Origin of the sequence: Streptomyces sp. NPDC018045 (assembly GCF_044327445.1) — a bacterium.
Taxonomy (GTDB): Bacteria; Actinomycetota; Actinomycetes; order Streptomycetales; family Streptomycetaceae; genus Streptomyces.
Genome location: NZ_JBIRFL010000015.1, coordinates 37049 through 52194, shown reverse-complemented (window position 1 = coordinate 52194; position 15146 = coordinate 37049). Strand labels below are relative to the sequence as shown.

The window sequence follows — 15146 nt, the reverse complement described above, 5'->3', positions numbered from 1 at the left end:
GCCGCCCGATGCTGTGGACAACTTCCGTCACCCGCGAGTTATCCACAGGGGTCGCGGCGGCGTGGCGATTCGCGGGATCTTCGAGCCATGAACCAGCACAGCGAAACGCCTGGCCAGCCCGATCAGCCCAACCAGCCCGAGCGACCGGGGCGGCCCGGACGGCCCGGCCAGGACGACCGGATCGGCCGGCCCGACCGAATCGGTCAGCGCGGCCAGGACGACCGGCCCGGCCGTTCCGACCGGACCGCTCAGCCGGGCCTCCCCGACCTCCCCGACCTCCCCGACCTGCCCGTCCTCCCCGACCTGCCCGGACGTCCCGCGAGGATCGACCGCTCCGCGCGGCTTGGGCAGGACCGGCCCGCCGGGCCCGACCAGCCCGCCGAGCTCGACCGCCCCCGCCCGTCCGTACCGATGCGCCCGGCCGCCCCGTCCCAGCCGGCCGCCCCTCCCTTCCCGGCCCCGACCGCAGCCGCAGCCACAGCCGGATCCGCGGCCGTGGCGAAGGGAGCCGAGGGCGGCGACGAAACCGAGGAGGCCGAGGAGGCCGAGGCCAGGGTGACCCTGCGCGGACCGGCCGAGCTGGCCGACGCGCTGCCGTATCTCCTCGGCTTCTTCCCCGACGACAGCATCGTTCTCGTCGGCCTGCACGGCGAGCGGGGGCGCTTCGGCAGCCGGGCCCGCCTCGGCATCCCGACCGACCGGACGCAGTGGGCGTATGTGTCCGAGCAGCTCGCGGGCTCGCTCGTGACACTCGGCGAGGAGCGTCGCTCCCGCCCCGAGGGAATCATCGTCTACCTCTGCCAGGAACCGGCGAAGGGCGAGAGCGGCTGGGACGTTAAGGAGCGCCTCCGCCCGCTCGCGCAGGGGCTGCGCATCGCCTGCGGGGCGCTGGACGTCCCGGTGCTCGATGCCCTGTGCATCTCAGACGGCCGCTTCTGGTCCTACTGCTGTCCCGACTTCCGCTGCTGTCCCGCCGCGGGCACACCCCTGACGCCGCCGGGTACGTCGGTGATGGCCGCCGCGGCTGCCTACGCCGGCATCCAAGTGCGCGGTTCGCTGCGGGAATTGGAAGCCCGGCTGACAGCGTGGACCGGCCCTCGCGCGGCGGGGCAGACCAGCGCGCTGGACACCGAGGCCCACGCCCTCGTCCCACGCATGATCCAAGAGGGGACGGCGGCACCCGTGCGGGCGGAGACCCTGGCGCGGGCGGGCGACCTGGTCCGCCGGTTCCGTGCGGACCCGCCCACGGGCAGTCGCCGGGCCAGGGACGCCTGCGACGACGCGCTCCTGACCGACGCCGAGGCCGCTCGCCTCATCATCGGCCTCCAGGACCGCGTGGCCCGGGACCGCGCGGCGGAGTGGATGGAAGGGCCCGACGCCGAACCTTCGCTGCGCCTGTGGCAGGCGCTCGCCCGCCGCTGCGTCGGCGGCTACGCCGAGTACGCGGTGGCACCGCTCTCGCTGGCGGGCTGGGTCGCCTGGGCGACGGGCGACCAGCCGTCCGCCCGCGTCGCGCTCGGCCGTGCGCTGACCCTGGACCCCGAGTGCCTCTTCGCCCAACTGCTGCACCGCGGCATCAACGAGGGGCTGGACCCCGAATCGCTGCGCCGCTGCCTGCGGGAGGAGCGGGACGAACGGACCCAGGACCTGTCGGGCAGCAATGTCGTACTGGCGTCCGGGTGTGACTCCGTACCGGTGCTTGTCGATGGTGTCGTGCCCAGGCCCGGCTCACCCCGGAGGGGGGCCCGGTCGGGTGAGGCCGACCGCACCGGTGAGGCGGAGCTGCCCGCCCCATCGGAGGGCCTCGGCAGGGGGCCCACCGGAGCGGAGCGCCCCGGCGGCAGCGGGCGTTGCGGCGGATCGGACCGCCCGGGCGGCCCGCGCGGCAGTAGGCGTCCCGGCTCGCGTACGGGCACGGGCCGGGGCGGGCGGCGCTCCGCCCGCAACGGTGACCGGAGCCGGCCGTGAGCCCGCCGGTGCGGGGACGCCGGCGTGACCTGGGCGCCGGCCCCGGCGTTCACCTCTGTGGCGCAGTCCGTATGGAGCCCAGACCCCAGCAGGGAGCGCAGAGAGTGTCAGGCACGGTCCCCACCACTCAGCCGGCCCGCCGGGCATCCGGAGATCACCGTTCCGGGGTGCCCCGGCCACCGGAACCGCAGCCTGTCCACGGGACCTTGATCTGCGTGGCTCTGCCGGCCCTGGCCATCTCCTCCGAACAGGGCCAGCTCACCGGCCGGGGGACGGACGGCTTCTACCGTGCCGGGCGCCGCGTCCTGTCGCGCTGCCAACTGAGCGCGGGCGGCGCCGAACCCGTCATCGTGCAGGGCAGGTTGATCGCGTCGGACCGTGCGCGGTTCGTCGGGACGGTCCGTACGGCCGTCGACCGGGGCCCGGACCCCGAGATCCGGGTGGAACGGCTGCGGTCCGCCGACGGCGTCGAACGCATCACGTTCCACAGCAGTGCCCCGCGCCGGGTGCGGCTGCCGGTGGAGCTGCGCCTGGGCACGGACCTCGCCGATCTCGGTGCGATCGCCGTCGGCGTCGCCGGCCCCGAACTGCCCGCCAGTGTGCACGGTTCCGGGCTGCGCTGGTCCGCCGCCGGGGCCCACGCCGTGATCGCCGCGTCCCCGGCTCCCACGGACGTCATGGCCTCGGCCGGACTGCTGTGCTGGGAGCTGGACCTGCCGCCCGGCGGCCACCACACCATCGAGGTGCGGGTCCGGCTGGAGCACGCGACATCGGGGACCGTCGCCGGCAGGCCGCTCCCGGCGCTCCCGGCCACCCGCGGTGGTGAGCAACCACCTCGCCCCTGGTCGGCGGCCCGGCTCCAGTGCGACGACCCCCGGGCGGACGCGTTGCTGGCGACCGGGCTCGACGACCTCCATGGTCTGCTGATGCGCGGTCCGGGCGCCCCCACGGACACCTACGTGGCGGGCGGGGTCCCCTGGCGCTGCGGCCTCTCGCCGGCCGAGGCCCTCTGGGCCGCGCGCATGCTGCTTCCTCTGGGCACCCGGCTCGCGGGGAACACCCTGCGCACGCTCGCGCACGTCCAACTGACCGGTTCGGGAGCGGATTCCGGCCGAATTCCGGGTGCCCTGCGGGACGCGGGTCCGTACGCCCCACCCAGTTGTACGGGTGTCGAGGCGACGCTGCTCTTCCCGACGGTCCTCGCCGAAGCCCGCCGCTGGGGCCTGCCCGACCGCGAGGTCGAGCAGTTGCTCCCGGCAGCGGAGAGCTGCCTGAGATGGCTGCGTACGGCCGTGAGCGACGGGGACGGTGACGGAGCCCTGAGCGGAGGCAGCGGCTACGTCCCCGATCCGACGCCCGGAGGGCCGTACCGCTGCGCCACTCAGGCACACGCGCACCGCGCCGCGCTGCTCGGCGCCGATCTGCTCGACGCCTGTGGCAGACCGGGCGCGTCCGGGCTGCGGGAGTGGGCGGCCGGGTTGCGGACGCGCTTCCGTGAGGAGTTCTGGGTGGAGAGCCGCAGCGGCGGCAGCCCTGCCGTACTGCGGACCCCGGGCGGGCGCCTGCTGCCGCACTTCGGTGCCGCGGCCGTCCACCTCCTGGACACCGGACTGCTCGGCGGCGGACGCTCGGCCGTCGGCCTGCTCGACCCGGCGCGCACGGAGCGCCTCGCCCGGCTCCTGGGAAGCCCGGCCATGGACTCGGGCTGGGGTCTGCGGGGACTCGGCGCCAAGGAGAGCGGCTACAACCCCTTCGGCCACCGCAGCGGCGCCGTACGGGTCCACGAGACGGCGGTCGCCGTCGCCGGCCTGGCCGCCGCGGGCCATGACAAAGAGGCCGCCTCCCTGGTCCGCGGGCTCCTCGACGCGGCCCAGAGCTTCGCCTACCGGCTCCCTGAGATGTACGCGGGCGAGCAGCGCACCCGTGACGGCGCCCCCGTGCCGCACCCCGCGGCCTGCCGCCCGGCCGCCGTGGCCGCCGCGGGCGCGGTGCACGCCCTGACCGCCCTGGCGGGGGTGCGTCCCGATGTCCCGGCGGGGACCGTGGCGGTCCGCCCGGTCGGCAGCGCGCCGCTCGGAGCCATGCAGTTCACCGGGCTCAGCATCGCCGGGCAGCCGTTCGCCGTGCGGATCAGCAGACTCGGCCTCGGTCTGGTCGAGGAGGCCGCGAATGGCTTGCAACTGGGGGCGTGAGATACGTCAGGGCCTGATTATCGTCAGGCGGACGACTATGATCGCGCCATGCCTCCCTACGACCCGTCGGCCTTCCCTCCCTTCGCCGTTACCGTCGACCTGGTCGTGCTCACCGTGCGCAGGCACGCGCTGTGCGCGCTGGCCGTGCGCCGCGGCGAGCCGCCGTTCCAGGGACGCTGGGCTCTTCCGGGCGGGTTCGTGCGGGGTGACGAGGACCTGGAGGCGGCCGCCGCACGGGAGCTGGCCGAGGAGACCGGACTGCACGCCCACTGCCCGGCGGGCCCGCCGCCACCCTACGGCGCGCACCTGGAACAGCTCGCCACGTACGGCGATCCCAAGCGCGACCCCCGTATGCGGGTGGTCAGCGTCGCCCACCTGGTGCTCGCTCCCGACCTGCCCGCTCCCACGGCGGGCGGCGACGCCCACAGTGCGCGCTGGGCCCCGGTCGACACGCTTCTGGACCAGGACGGTGGCCTGGGCCGCGAGGGCGAGCAGTCCGCCCCGCTCGCCTTCGACCACGCCCGGATTCTCGCGGACGGAGTGGAGCGGGCCCGCTCGAAGATCGAGTACTCCTCGCTCGCCACCGCTTTCTGCCCGCAGGAGTTCACCGTCGGGGAGCTGCGCAGGGTGTACGAAGCGGTGTGGGGTGTGGCGCTGGACCCCCGCAACTTCCACCGCAAGGTCACCGGTACACCGGGCTTTCTGGTGCCGACCGGCGGGACGACGACCCGTCAGGGAGGCCGCCCCGCCCAGCTTTTCAGAGCCGGCGGTGCGACTCTGCTCAATCCGCCGATGCTGCGTCCGGAGGTCTGAGCGGTCGGGCCCCCGAAGGGTGGGGGCGTGGTCGCACAGAACCCCGCAGGGGTGGGCGACGCCGTAGCGAGCTGTGGGGAGCGGAGGTTCGGCGGTTCGACGGGCGGGTGGCCCGGCGGCGCGGAGGTGTTGTCGGCGGGGCGTGACACGCGCGGGCGTCAACCGAGGAGCATTACCGACAAAACGGACACGCGGAGTTACCGTGGCCGGGTGAGTCCCCACCTCCTCTCCACCGCTTCCGTAAGGTCCCGTACCCCGTGGGGGGCGCGATGATCCAGGCCATCGGACTGACCGGCGGCTCCCGCGAGGGGCGGCGCCCCGCCGTCGACGACCTGAGCTTCGAGGCCCCCGCGGGCAGGATCACCGTCCTGCTCGGCGACGAGGGGGCCGGCAAGACCACCGCGCTGCGGCTCATGCTCCAGTTGGAAGGCGGCCGTGGCGTCGCGCTCTTCCGAGGCCGTCCGCTGCACCGTGTTCCGAACCCGGCCCGGGAGATCGGCGTGGTCTTCGGGGACGTCCCCGGCCACCCCGGCCGTACCGCGCGTGGACACCTGCGGATGCTCAGTGCCGCCGCGGGGGTGCCGGCGTCCAGGGCCGACGATGTCCTGGACCTCGTCGGCCTCAGTGGCCTGGCCGACGAGAAGCTCGGCGCCTTCTCGCGGGGCATGGACCGCAGGCTCGGCCTGGCCGCCGCCCTCCTCGGCGACCCGCACACCCTCCTCCTCGACGAGCCCTCCCGGGGTGTGTCCCCGCGCGAGGCGGCCTGGCTGCACGGCCTGCTGCGGGGCTACGCGGCGCAGGGCGGCGCCGTACTGGTCACCTCCGACGACACCCGGGTGGCCGCCCGGCTCGGTCACCGGGTGGTCACCATCGAGGACGGCAGGCTGGTCGCGGACCAGAACGTCACCGACTTCGCCCGGACCCGGCTGCGCCCGCGCGTCGTCGTCCGCTCCCCGCACGCCGACCGGCTCGCGTCGCTGCTCGTCGACGAGGCGCAGCGCGCGCGTCCGGGCACGGACCCGCACGCCGGCCGCGCGATCGAGGTCGTACGGGAGAGCGGCAACCGTATCGCCGTCTACGGGAGCAGTTGCGCGGCTGTGGGGGACACGGCGTTCCGGCACGGCATCCTCGTGCACCGGCTCGCCGACGAGGTGGGGGACACCGGCCCGGTCGCCCCGCTCACCCGCGCCGACGGCCGTACCCGGAACCGGTCCGTACCGGCGGCCGCCCGTTCCGCCGCGCAGGTTCCAGCCGCACCTGCCGCGACGGCGGCCTCGGGCGCCGCGGGCTCCGAAGAGGCCGCAGCCTCGGACGCCGCGGGAGTTCCGAATGCGGTGGGGGCTCCTGGCACGGCGGGGGCTCCCGATACGGGGGGAACTCTCTGCGCTGCGGGGGATCTCGGTGCCCCTGGGGCTCTCGTGGGGCCCGAGTTCCCCGGGCATCCCGGGGGCCCCAGACATCCCGGGGAACCCGGTGACTCCGCGGCTCACGAACCCCCGGTGGCCCACACACCCCACGCACCCCACGTGTTGACGGACACATCCGCCGTCGTCACCGTCTCCACCGACCTGAGGGGCGATGGTCGAGAAACCCCGGACCAACCCTCACCTGCGGTGACAGGCCGGCTTGTCGACCACGCCCCTCCGCTCGGCCCCATGCAGCCATGCGGCGACGCCCGGTCCGCCGACCCCGCACAACCGGTCGGCCACGTGGCAGAAACCGCCCCCACGCCGTCGGCCGACCACACGCCACCACCACCCATGTCCTCGGCCGACCCCGCGCCCTCGGCCGCTCCGTACCAGGCGACGCCTCCCGCGCACGTACTCCCCTCACCCACACCCACCCCACCCGACCCGAACCCCACCCCCACCGCACCCACACCCCACGAACCGGAGCCCCCCGCTTCCACCCCCACCTCCACCTTCAAACCCCTGAGCCCCCTCCGCACCTCCCTCCCCCCAGGCTCCCCCGGCCCCGCCCCGGCTTCGCCGGAAGACGCTGCTCGAAAGCTCGTCAGCCTGCGGCTGTCCGGCCGTGGCCCGGAATGGCCACTGCTCTACGAGTTCCGCCGCGCCACGACCGATCCCGCCGGTCCGGTCGTGTTCGTGCTGGCACTGGCGCTGGCCCTGGCCTTCGCGCTGGTGCTGGCACGTGCCGGGGACACTTCACAGGTGCATGTGCTCACCGGCTGGCCGCGTCAACTTCCGTTCCCTCCGGTGGCACTCGCGGCCGGGCTGATCGGTGCGCTCTCCTTCGGCCAGGAGTTCCGCTATCCGGCGCTCGCGCCCGAGCAGGGCACGGTGCCCCGCCGCCTCGGCCTGCTCGCCGCCAAGCTGCTGATCAGCGGGGCCGCGGCGGCGCTCCTCGCGCTCGCCACGCTGCTGCTCGACGGGGTGGCGGTAGGTGTCCTGTTCGGTTCCGCCGGCCTGCCTCCCGGGGGCGACGTGAAGGTGCTGGCCGTCGGTTGGACGGCTCTCCTGATCGGCTGTTCGTGGGCGGGCGTGCTGGCGGCCGGTGTCTTCCGGTCCACCGCGACGGGCCTGGCCGTCGTCCTGGCCGTACCGGTCCTCGTTCTTCCCCTCGTACAGCAGGCGTTGGCCGCTCCGGCCGCCCGGTCCCTGGTGGGGGCCCCCGCGCGGCTGCGGTCGGCGGCTTTGGTGCAGTGGCCGTCCGGGCTCGACCAGGCGGTCGGAGCGGCGCTGCGGCTGGCGGCCCAACCGGTGGGCGGTGCCCTGTCGTTGTCGCTCACCGCGCTGGTCTTCGCCTACGCCCTGACCGCACTGCGGAAGAGGGCCCGCTGACCCTCGCGGGCCGCTTTCGCGCGCAGTTGGCACGGCAATGCCCGAGCCCTCCCGTGGGGAGCACCTTTCTTTCCGATAAAGCGTCAATTGGGGAATGATGGGCGATCACCCTTTCGTGTGCTTTTCACCAAAGACCTCAAGGGGTCCCGGGGTGTCGCCGACAAATGATGCGTGAGTACCCTTGCGCACACCATGATGACCGCGGCTCGCCCCGCCGACGCCGGCCTCGCCGGCCCGGGCGAGCTTGACCGCTACTCCTACGCCGCCGCGGGCGCACCCGGCGCCGGCGGTGTCGCCCACGCTCCGGGCGCCGAGCGGGCCGACCGCGTACCGCCCGTCTGGGACGGGCCCGAGGCGGACATGGCCCGGGCCGGCCGCCGCGCGGCGGGCAACCGGGGCCGCGGGCTGCACGGCCAACTCGTCCAGCAGCTCGGCCAGATGATCGTCTCCGGTGACCTCGGGGCGGACCGTCCGCTCGTGCCCGAGGAGATCGGCCAGCGCTTCGAGGTCTCCCGCACCGTGGTCCGTGAGTCGCTGCGCGTCCTGGAGGCCAAGGGCCTGGTCAGCGCCCGTCCGAACGTGGGCACCCGGGTGCGTCCGGTCAGCGACTGGAATCTGCTCGACCCCGACATCATCGAGTGGCGGGCGTACGGCCCGCAGCGCGACGACCAGCGCCGTGAACTGTCCGAGCTGCGGTGGACCATCGAGCCCCTCGCCGCCCGGCTCGCCGCCGGCCACAGCCGCGACGACATCCAGCAGCGCCTCGCCGACATGGTCGAGATCATGGGGCACGCCGCTGCCCAGGGTGACACGCTGACCTTCGGCCGCGCCGACTCCGAGTTCCACACCCTGCTGCTCCAGCTCGCCGGCAACCGGATGCTGGAGCACCTCTCCGGCATCGTCTCCTCCGCCCTGCACGTCTCGGGCGGCCCGTCCGGCGGCTGCGAGCGCCCCGCGGAGAAGACCGTGGGCCAGCACATGCGGATCGTCGACGCGATCGGCGCCGGCGACGCGGCGGGCGCCGAGAGCGCGATGCGCGCCCTGCTGACCGCCCACGGCGAGACCGGCGGCCAGGGTGCCGGCGGCGCCGGGGACCACACCGTCCCGCCGCCCCGCGAGCACTGAAGGTCCGGCGCTCCCGGAGGCCCCGCCCGCCGGAGGCCCGTACCGGCCGGGAGGGCCCGGCCGAGGGGCGCACCCGTAGGGGCGGAAAGCACGTCCGCATGGGGCAGGCCGCCTGAAGGCGTGCGGGCCACCCGGGGTGCGCGGGAGCGGATACCGGGCGCGCGGAGGGCGTGGGGGCGCACAGGGCGTGCGGAGGCCGGCGGAGCGCGCGGGCGTGGGCGTGGGGCCCGCGACGGTGCGCCGCCGCGAGCGAGCGACGGACGCGGGCCGATGTACGTAAGGCCGCCGGGCCCGGAAGCGTGATCCGGGCCCGGCGTTTGCTTGGGAGGATTGCGCACACTTCAGGGGGGAATGTCTCGTTATGTGGTGTGACTCGGGCCACGCAGATTGGGCGTAACGCTCGCCGGGGAGGCGCGATGACTTAAGAGGTGATAGCCGAGGAGGGAATGCGAGCGGCGTTTTCGGCGCTGTTCAACTCCCCGGCTTCCCCCGCGCCGTCGGTCCATCCCCACCGACGGTCGTCGGCTCCGATCCATCGTGGACGGGGTCGGAAGCCGTTTCCATCGTTCCGAGAGGTTGTTCGTGTCGGCCAGCACATCCCGTACGCTCCCGCCGGAGATCGCCGAGTCCGAGTCAGTGATGGCGCTCATCGAGCGGGGAAAGGCTGATGGGCAGATCGCCGGCGATGACGTGCGTCGGGCCTTCGAGGCTGACCAGATTCCGCCAACCCAGTGGAAGAACGTTCTGCGCAGCCTCAACCAGATCCTCGACGAGGAGGGTGTGACGCTGATGGTCAGTGCCGCAGAGGCGCCCAAGCGCACCCGCAAGAGCGTCGCAGCGAAGAGTCCGGCGAAGCGCACCGCCACCAAGACCGTCGCGGCCAAGACGGCCACGGCGAAGAAGGCCACCACCGCGGCCGCCCCGATGGGCGACGTGTCGTACGGCGAGACCGAGGGCGGGCCCGAGAAGAAGACGGTCGCCAAGAAGACCGCCGCCAAGAAGACGGTCGCGAAGAAGACCGCCGCCAAGAAGACCGTGGCGAAGAAGACCGCCGCCAAGAAGGACGTCGACGAGCTTCTCGAGGACGAGCCGATCGAGGAGGCGGCGCCCGCCGGCAAGGGCGGCGAGGCCGCGGCCGAGGTGCCCGAGGGCGCGGAGAACGCCGGGTTCGTCCTGTCCGACGACGACGAGGACGACGCCCCCGCGCAGCAGGTCGCCGCGGCCGGCGCCACCGCCGACCCGGTCAAGGACTACCTCAAGCAGATCGGCAAGGTTCCGCTGCTCAACGCCGAGCAGGAGGTCGAACTCGCCAAGCGCATCGAGGCGGGCCTGTTCGCCGAGGACAAGCTGGCCAACTCCGACAAGCTGGCGCCTAAGCTCAAGCGCGAGCTGGAGATCATCGCCGAGGACGGCCGCCGCGCCAAGAACCACCTGCTGGAGGCCAACCTCCGTCTGGTGGTCTCGCTGGCCAAGCGCTACACCGGTCGCGGCATGCTCTTCCTGGACCTGATCCAGGAGGGCAACCTCGGTCTGATCCGTGCGGTCGAGAAGTTCGACTACACGAAGGGTTACAAGTTCTCCACGTACGCGACGTGGTGGATCCGCCAGGCGATCACCCGCGCCATGGCCGACCAGGCCCGGACGATCCGTATCCCCGTCCACATGGTCGAGGTCATCAACAAGCTGGCCCGTGTGCAGCGCCAGATGCTCCAGGACCTGGGCCGCGAGCCCACCCCGGAGGAGCTGGCCAAGGAACTGGACATGACCCCCGAGAAGGTCATCGAGGTCCAGAAGTACGGCCGCGAGCCGATCTCGCTGCACACCCCGCTGGGCGAGGACGGTGACAGCGAGTTCGGTGACCTGATCGAGGACTCCGAGGCGGTCGTGCCGGCCGACGCGGTCAGCTTCACGCTCCTGCAGGAGCAGCTTCACTCGGTCCTGGACACGCTCAGCGAGCGTGAGGCGGGCGTGGTCTCCATGCGCTTCGGCCTCACCGACGGCCAGCCCAAGACGCTGGACGAGATCGGCAAGGTCTACGGCGTCACGCGTGAGCGGATCCGTCAGATCGAGTCCAAGACGATGTCGAAGCTGCGTCACCCGTCGCGTTCGCAGGTTCTCCGCGACTACCTGGACTGATCCGGAAGCCGTCGTTCCGGACGGCCGTACGAGTGCATTGCGGGCCCGGACCCCCTCGGTGGGGGCCGGGCCCGCGGTGTGTCCGGGTGCGTGATGCGTCCAACTGTCTCACCCTGGGTGTGCGAACACTTCCGCACAGTCAGGAGCGTGTATGCGTGCCTACCTCCGGGCCGTCCTCGGGGCCCTCGTCCTGGTTCTCGCCGTACCGGTCACCGCGCGGGCGGACGAGTCGGTGGTGGGGGGCCGCCAGGTGAAGGTCTCCGACAACCCGTGGATGGTGGCCATCGCTTCCCGCTCGCGCTTCGGTGCGGACCGCTCGGGCCAGTTCTGCGGCGGTGTGCTGGTCGGCCGGGCGACGGTGGTCACGGCGGCGCACTGCCTGAGCCGCGCGGTGCTGGGCGTGGAGTGGCAGCAGGTCAAGGATCTGCGGATCATCGTGGGGCGCGAGGACATGCGGGGCCGGGGCGGGGAGGAGCTGACGCCGCGGCGGGTCTGGGTGAACCCGTCGTACGACAGCTACAGCAACGCCGGTGACATCGCGGTCCTCACGCTCGGCAAGAAGATGCCGAAGGGGCGGGCACTCGTGATGGCCAAGGCCGGCGACGCCGCGTACAAGGCGGGTACGAGGGCGGACGTGTACGGCTGGGGCGACACCACCGGCAACGGCTCGTACTCGGCCACGCTCCGCTCGGCGCAGGTCCAGATGTTCTCGAACGCGGCCTGTAGCAGAGCGTATCCAGGCAATGCGGACGGTAGGTATCTGTCCAGTTCCATGCTGTGCGCCGGCACGTCGAACGGCGGCCGGGACGCCTGCCAGGGGGACAGCGGGGGGCCGCTGGTGGCCCGGGGGCGCCTGGTGGGGCTGGTGTCCTGGGGGACGGGCTGCGGGAAGGTGGGAAAGCCCGGCGTCTACACGCGCATCTCGGCGATGGTGAAGCATGTGACCGCCCATGGGGCCGGCTGAGGGCCGCGGAGCGGGTGCCCGGGGCGTGGGTCGGGATGTGCGACGGGAGAGCCTCAGGGCGTCACGAGGGGCGCGTGAAGGCGCAACCGTGACGGCTTCGGGCCGGCTGTGCGGGTGCAGACGAGTGCGGGCGGCCCCCCGATGGTGCCGGGGGACCGCCCGCCGCACGGCCCTAGACCGCTACTCGCTCGTCGTCGGATGCGATGTGTCAGCGCTCCTCATCGGAAGCAGACGCGGGAGGGGCGGTCAGCCGCTCCGTCTCATCCTGTATTTCCGCGGCGATCTTCTTGAGTTCTGGCTCGAACTTGCGGCCGTGGTGGGCGCAGAAGAGCAGTTCGCCGCCGGACATCAGGACGACGCGCAGGTATGCCTGGGCGCCGCAGCGGTCGCAGCGGTCAGCGGCCGTCAGCGGGCTCGCGGGGGTCAGAACAGTAGTCACGTCGCCTCTTCTCTAGCTCGACGAGCTGTCGTACCAGGGTCAACATCCAACCAGGCCGAAAACGTTCCCGCTCGTGCCTATTCCCTGAAAATTTTTTTCCAGGGGGGCCGGGTGTTGCCGGGTGGCGGCGAATGAGCCGTATTGCGTGGTGGTCTGATTCACGTTGGTTGCTGGGCTTTTGTCCTCCCGGCTGGCTTGCCGGTTGTTCAAGAGGACGTGCCCGGAGCCTAAATGGTTCATGCCTCGAAGGGAACGTGATGTGCGCGGCACCGCGCTCTCACTCCATCGAGGGATCGAACACCTGAACGAAAGTCTACTACCATGGACACCGTCACGGGTGGCGTCACATCGGCTCTACCGGGCCTCGGTACGCTCTCACCGGCGACACCGCCACGACCGGGTCCGCGGAATGCGGGCCACCAGTAATTCAGCGAGGAGCGAACCGCGTGACCGCCGAGATGTCCGTGCCGTCCACCGCCGTGCTGACCGGGGCAGACCGGGACGGATCCAACTACACCGCGCGGCATCTGCTCGTCCTGGAGGGACTGGAGGCCGTCCGCAAGCGCCCGGGCATGTACATCGGCTCGACGGACAGCCGTGGCCTGATGCACTGTCTCTGGGAGATCATCGACAACTCCGTCGACGAAGCGCTGGGCGGCTACTGCGACCATATCGACGTCATCCTGCACGACGACGGCTCGGTCGAGGTCCGGGACAACGGCCGCGGCATCCCGGTCGACGTGGAGCCCAAGACCGGCCTGAGTGGCGTCGAGGTCGTGATGACCAAGCTGCACGCCGGCGGCAAGTTCGGCGGCGGCTCCTACGCGGCCTCCGGCGGTCTGCACGGCGTCGGCGCCTCGGTGGTCAACGCGCTCTCCGCCCGGCTGGACATCGAGGTGGACCGCAACAGCAAGACCCACTCGATCAGCTTCCGCCGCGGGGTGCCCGGCATCTTCACCGAGTCCGGCCCCGACGCCCCCTTCGATCCGGCCAACGGCCTGCTCAAGGGCAAGCGCATCCCCAAGACCCGGACCGGCACCCGGGTGCGCTACTGGGCCGATCGGCAGATCTTCCTCAAGGACGCCAAGCTGTCCCTGGAGACGCTGCACGCGCGGGCGCGCCAGACCGCCTTCCTGGTGCCCGGCCTGACCCTCGTCGTACGGGACGAGCGCGGCGTCGAGAGCGAGGGCCCGACGGAGGAAACCTTCCGGTACGACGGCGGTATCAGCGAGTTCTGCGAGTACCTGGCGCAGGACAAGGCCGTCTGTGACGTGCTGCGGCTGACCGGGCAGGGGACCTTCAAGGAGACCGTGCCGGTCCTGGACGAGCGCGGCCACATGACGCCCACCGAGGTGACCCGGGAGCTGGGCGTCGACATCGCGCTTCGCTGGGGCACCGGCTACGACACCACCGTCCGGTCCTTCGTCAACATCATCGCCACCCCCAAGGGCGGCACGCACGTGTCCGGATTCGAACGGTCCGTGGCCAAGACCGTCAACGAGGTCCTGCGGTCGGCCAAGCTCCTGCGCGTCGCCGAGGACGACGTCGTCAAGGACGACGCCATGGAGGGGCTCACCGCGGTCGTGACCGTGCGGCTGGCGGAGCCGCAGTTCGAGGGGCAGACCAAGGAGGTGCTGGGCACCTCGGCCGCCTCCCGGATCGTGGCCCAGGTCGTCGCCAAAGAGCTCAAGGCGTTCCTGACCTCCACCAAGCGGGACGCCAAGCAGCAGGCCCGCGCCGTTCTCGACAAGATCGTGGCGGCGGCCCGTACGCGTATCGCGGCCCGGCAGCACAAGGAGGCGCAGCGCCGCAAGACGGCACTGGAGTCCTCCTCGCTGCCCGCCAAGCTGGCCGACTGCCGCAGCGACGACGTCGAGCGCAGCGAGCTGTTCATCGTCGAGGGTGACTCGGCGCTGGGCACCGCCAAGCTGGCGCGCAACTCCGAGTTCCAGGCGCTGCTGCCGATCCGCGGCAAGATCCTCAATGTTCAGAAGTCGTCGGTCTCGGACATGCTCAAGAACGCCGAGTGCGGCGCGATCATCCAGGTCATAGGAGCGGGTTCCGGCCGTACCTTCGACATCGACGCGGCCCGTTACGGCAAGGTCATCTTCCTCGCGGACGCCGATGTCGACGGCGCGCACATCCGGTGCCTGCTGCTGACGCTCTTCCAGCGCTACATGCGCCCGATGGTCGAGCAGGGGCGGGTCTTCTCGGCGGTGCCGCCGCTGCACCGTGTCGAGCTGATCCAGCCCAAGAAGGGCCAGGACAAGTACATCTACACGTACTCGGACAACGAGCTGCGCCAGACCCTGCTGGAACTCCAGCGCAAGAACGTCCGTTACAAGGACAGCATCCAGCGCTACAAGGGTCTCGGCGAGATGGACGCCGACCAGCTCGCGGAGACCACGATGGACCCCCGCCACCGGACCCTGCGCCGGATCAACATCAGCGATCTGGAGGCCGCCGAGAAGGCCTTCGATCTGCTCATGGGCAACGAGGTCGCGCCGCGCCGGGAGTTCATCACCAGCTCCGCCTCCACGCTGGACCTCTCGCGCATCGACACCTGACGGGCCGCCGCGGGGGCGCGTGACGCGTCTGCGCGCGCTGGTGCGGGCGTCTGTCCACCCACGGGTGGAGAGGCGCCCGCCGCGTTTTCCACCCGGGCCCCACCCGCACGCCGATCCGCCCGGTGGGGCCCGCTCCGTAGC

9 protein-coding genes are annotated in these 15146 nt (G+C 72.4%); 8 read left to right on the top strand and 1 reads right to left on the bottom strand.

Translation table 11 applies throughout. The features are described 5' to 3' along the window. The first annotated feature begins 87 nt into the window (after positions 1-87). The 7 genes from ACH4EB_RS26870 (at position 88) to ACH4EB_RS26840 (ending at position 11999) form a co-directional block, all read left to right on the top strand. Positions 88-1968: a DUF4192 family protein gene (locus tag ACH4EB_RS26870; RefSeq protein ID WP_398350351.1), complete on the top strand. Its 1881-nt coding sequence runs from the start codon at positions 88-90 to the stop codon at positions 1966-1968. A gap of 215 nt (positions 1969-2183) precedes the next feature. Beyond that, entirely contained in the window at positions 2184-4160 is a 1977-nt protein-coding gene (locus ACH4EB_RS26865; protein WP_398350349.1) for a glycogen debranching N-terminal domain-containing protein, read from the top strand. Between the two features lie 48 nt (positions 4161-4208). Continuing rightward, a complete protein-coding gene (locus ACH4EB_RS26860) occupies positions 4209-4973 on the top strand; it encodes an NUDIX domain-containing protein (RefSeq protein WP_398350348.1) in 765 nt (254 codons plus the stop codon). 269 nt (positions 4974-5242) lie between these two features. Continuing rightward, complete coding sequence (locus tag ACH4EB_RS26855; RefSeq protein WP_398350346.1) at positions 5243-7774, top strand: ATP-binding cassette domain-containing protein; 2532 nt, start codon at positions 5243-5245, stop codon at positions 7772-7774. Between the two features lie 192 nt (positions 7775-7966). Further along, positions 7967-8899, top strand: a complete 933-nt coding sequence (locus ACH4EB_RS26850) for a FadR/GntR family transcriptional regulator (protein WP_398350442.1) — start codon at positions 7967-7969, stop codon at positions 8897-8899. Positions 8900-9481: 582 nt separating this feature from the next. Beyond that, positions 9482-11035, top strand: a complete 1554-nt coding sequence (locus ACH4EB_RS26845) for an RNA polymerase sigma factor (protein ID WP_398350345.1) — start codon at positions 9482-9484, stop codon at positions 11033-11035. A gap of 151 nt (positions 11036-11186) precedes the next feature. Further along, a complete protein-coding gene (locus ACH4EB_RS26840) occupies positions 11187-11999 on the top strand; it encodes a S1 family peptidase (RefSeq protein WP_398350343.1) in 813 nt (270 codons plus the stop codon). Positions 12000-12207: 208 nt separating this feature from the next. Here the strand turns inward: ACH4EB_RS26840 and ACH4EB_RS26835 are convergent, their stop codons facing one another. Beyond that, positions 12208-12438, bottom strand: coding sequence for a hypothetical protein (locus ACH4EB_RS26835; protein WP_033267354.1), 231 nt, complete (start codon positions 12436-12438; stop codon positions 12208-12210). A 446-nt stretch (positions 12439-12884) separates the two neighbouring features. Here ACH4EB_RS26835 and ACH4EB_RS26830 point away from each other — a divergent pair, with 446 nt between their 5' ends. Then, positions 12885-15005 carry a type IIA DNA topoisomerase subunit B gene (locus ACH4EB_RS26830; protein ID WP_398350341.1) on the top strand — a complete coding sequence of 707 codons (2121 nt, stop codon included), beginning with the start codon at positions 12885-12887 and terminating at the stop codon, positions 15003-15005. The last annotated feature ends 141 nt before the right edge of the window (positions 15006-15146 follow it).

Bases quoted from the DNA above. Each gene is read 5' to 3' on its own strand.
- ACH4EB_RS26870 (WP_398350351.1), top strand. From the start codon at position 88: ATGAACCAGCACAGCGAAACGCCTGGCCAGCCCGATCAGCCCAACCAG.
- ACH4EB_RS26860 (WP_398350348.1), top strand. From the start codon at position 4,209: ATGCCTCCCTACGACCCGTCGGCCTTCCCTCCCTTCGCCGTTACCGTC.
- ACH4EB_RS26855 (WP_398350346.1), top strand. From the start codon at position 5,243: ATGATCCAGGCCATCGGACTGACCGGCGGCTCCCGCGAGGGGCGGCGC.
- ACH4EB_RS26850 (WP_398350442.1), top strand. From the start codon at position 7,967: ATGATGACCGCGGCTCGCCCCGCCGACGCCGGCCTCGCCGGCCCGGGC.
- ACH4EB_RS26840 (WP_398350343.1), top strand. From the start codon at position 11,187: ATGCGTGCCTACCTCCGGGCCGTCCTCGGGGCCCTCGTCCTGGTTCTC.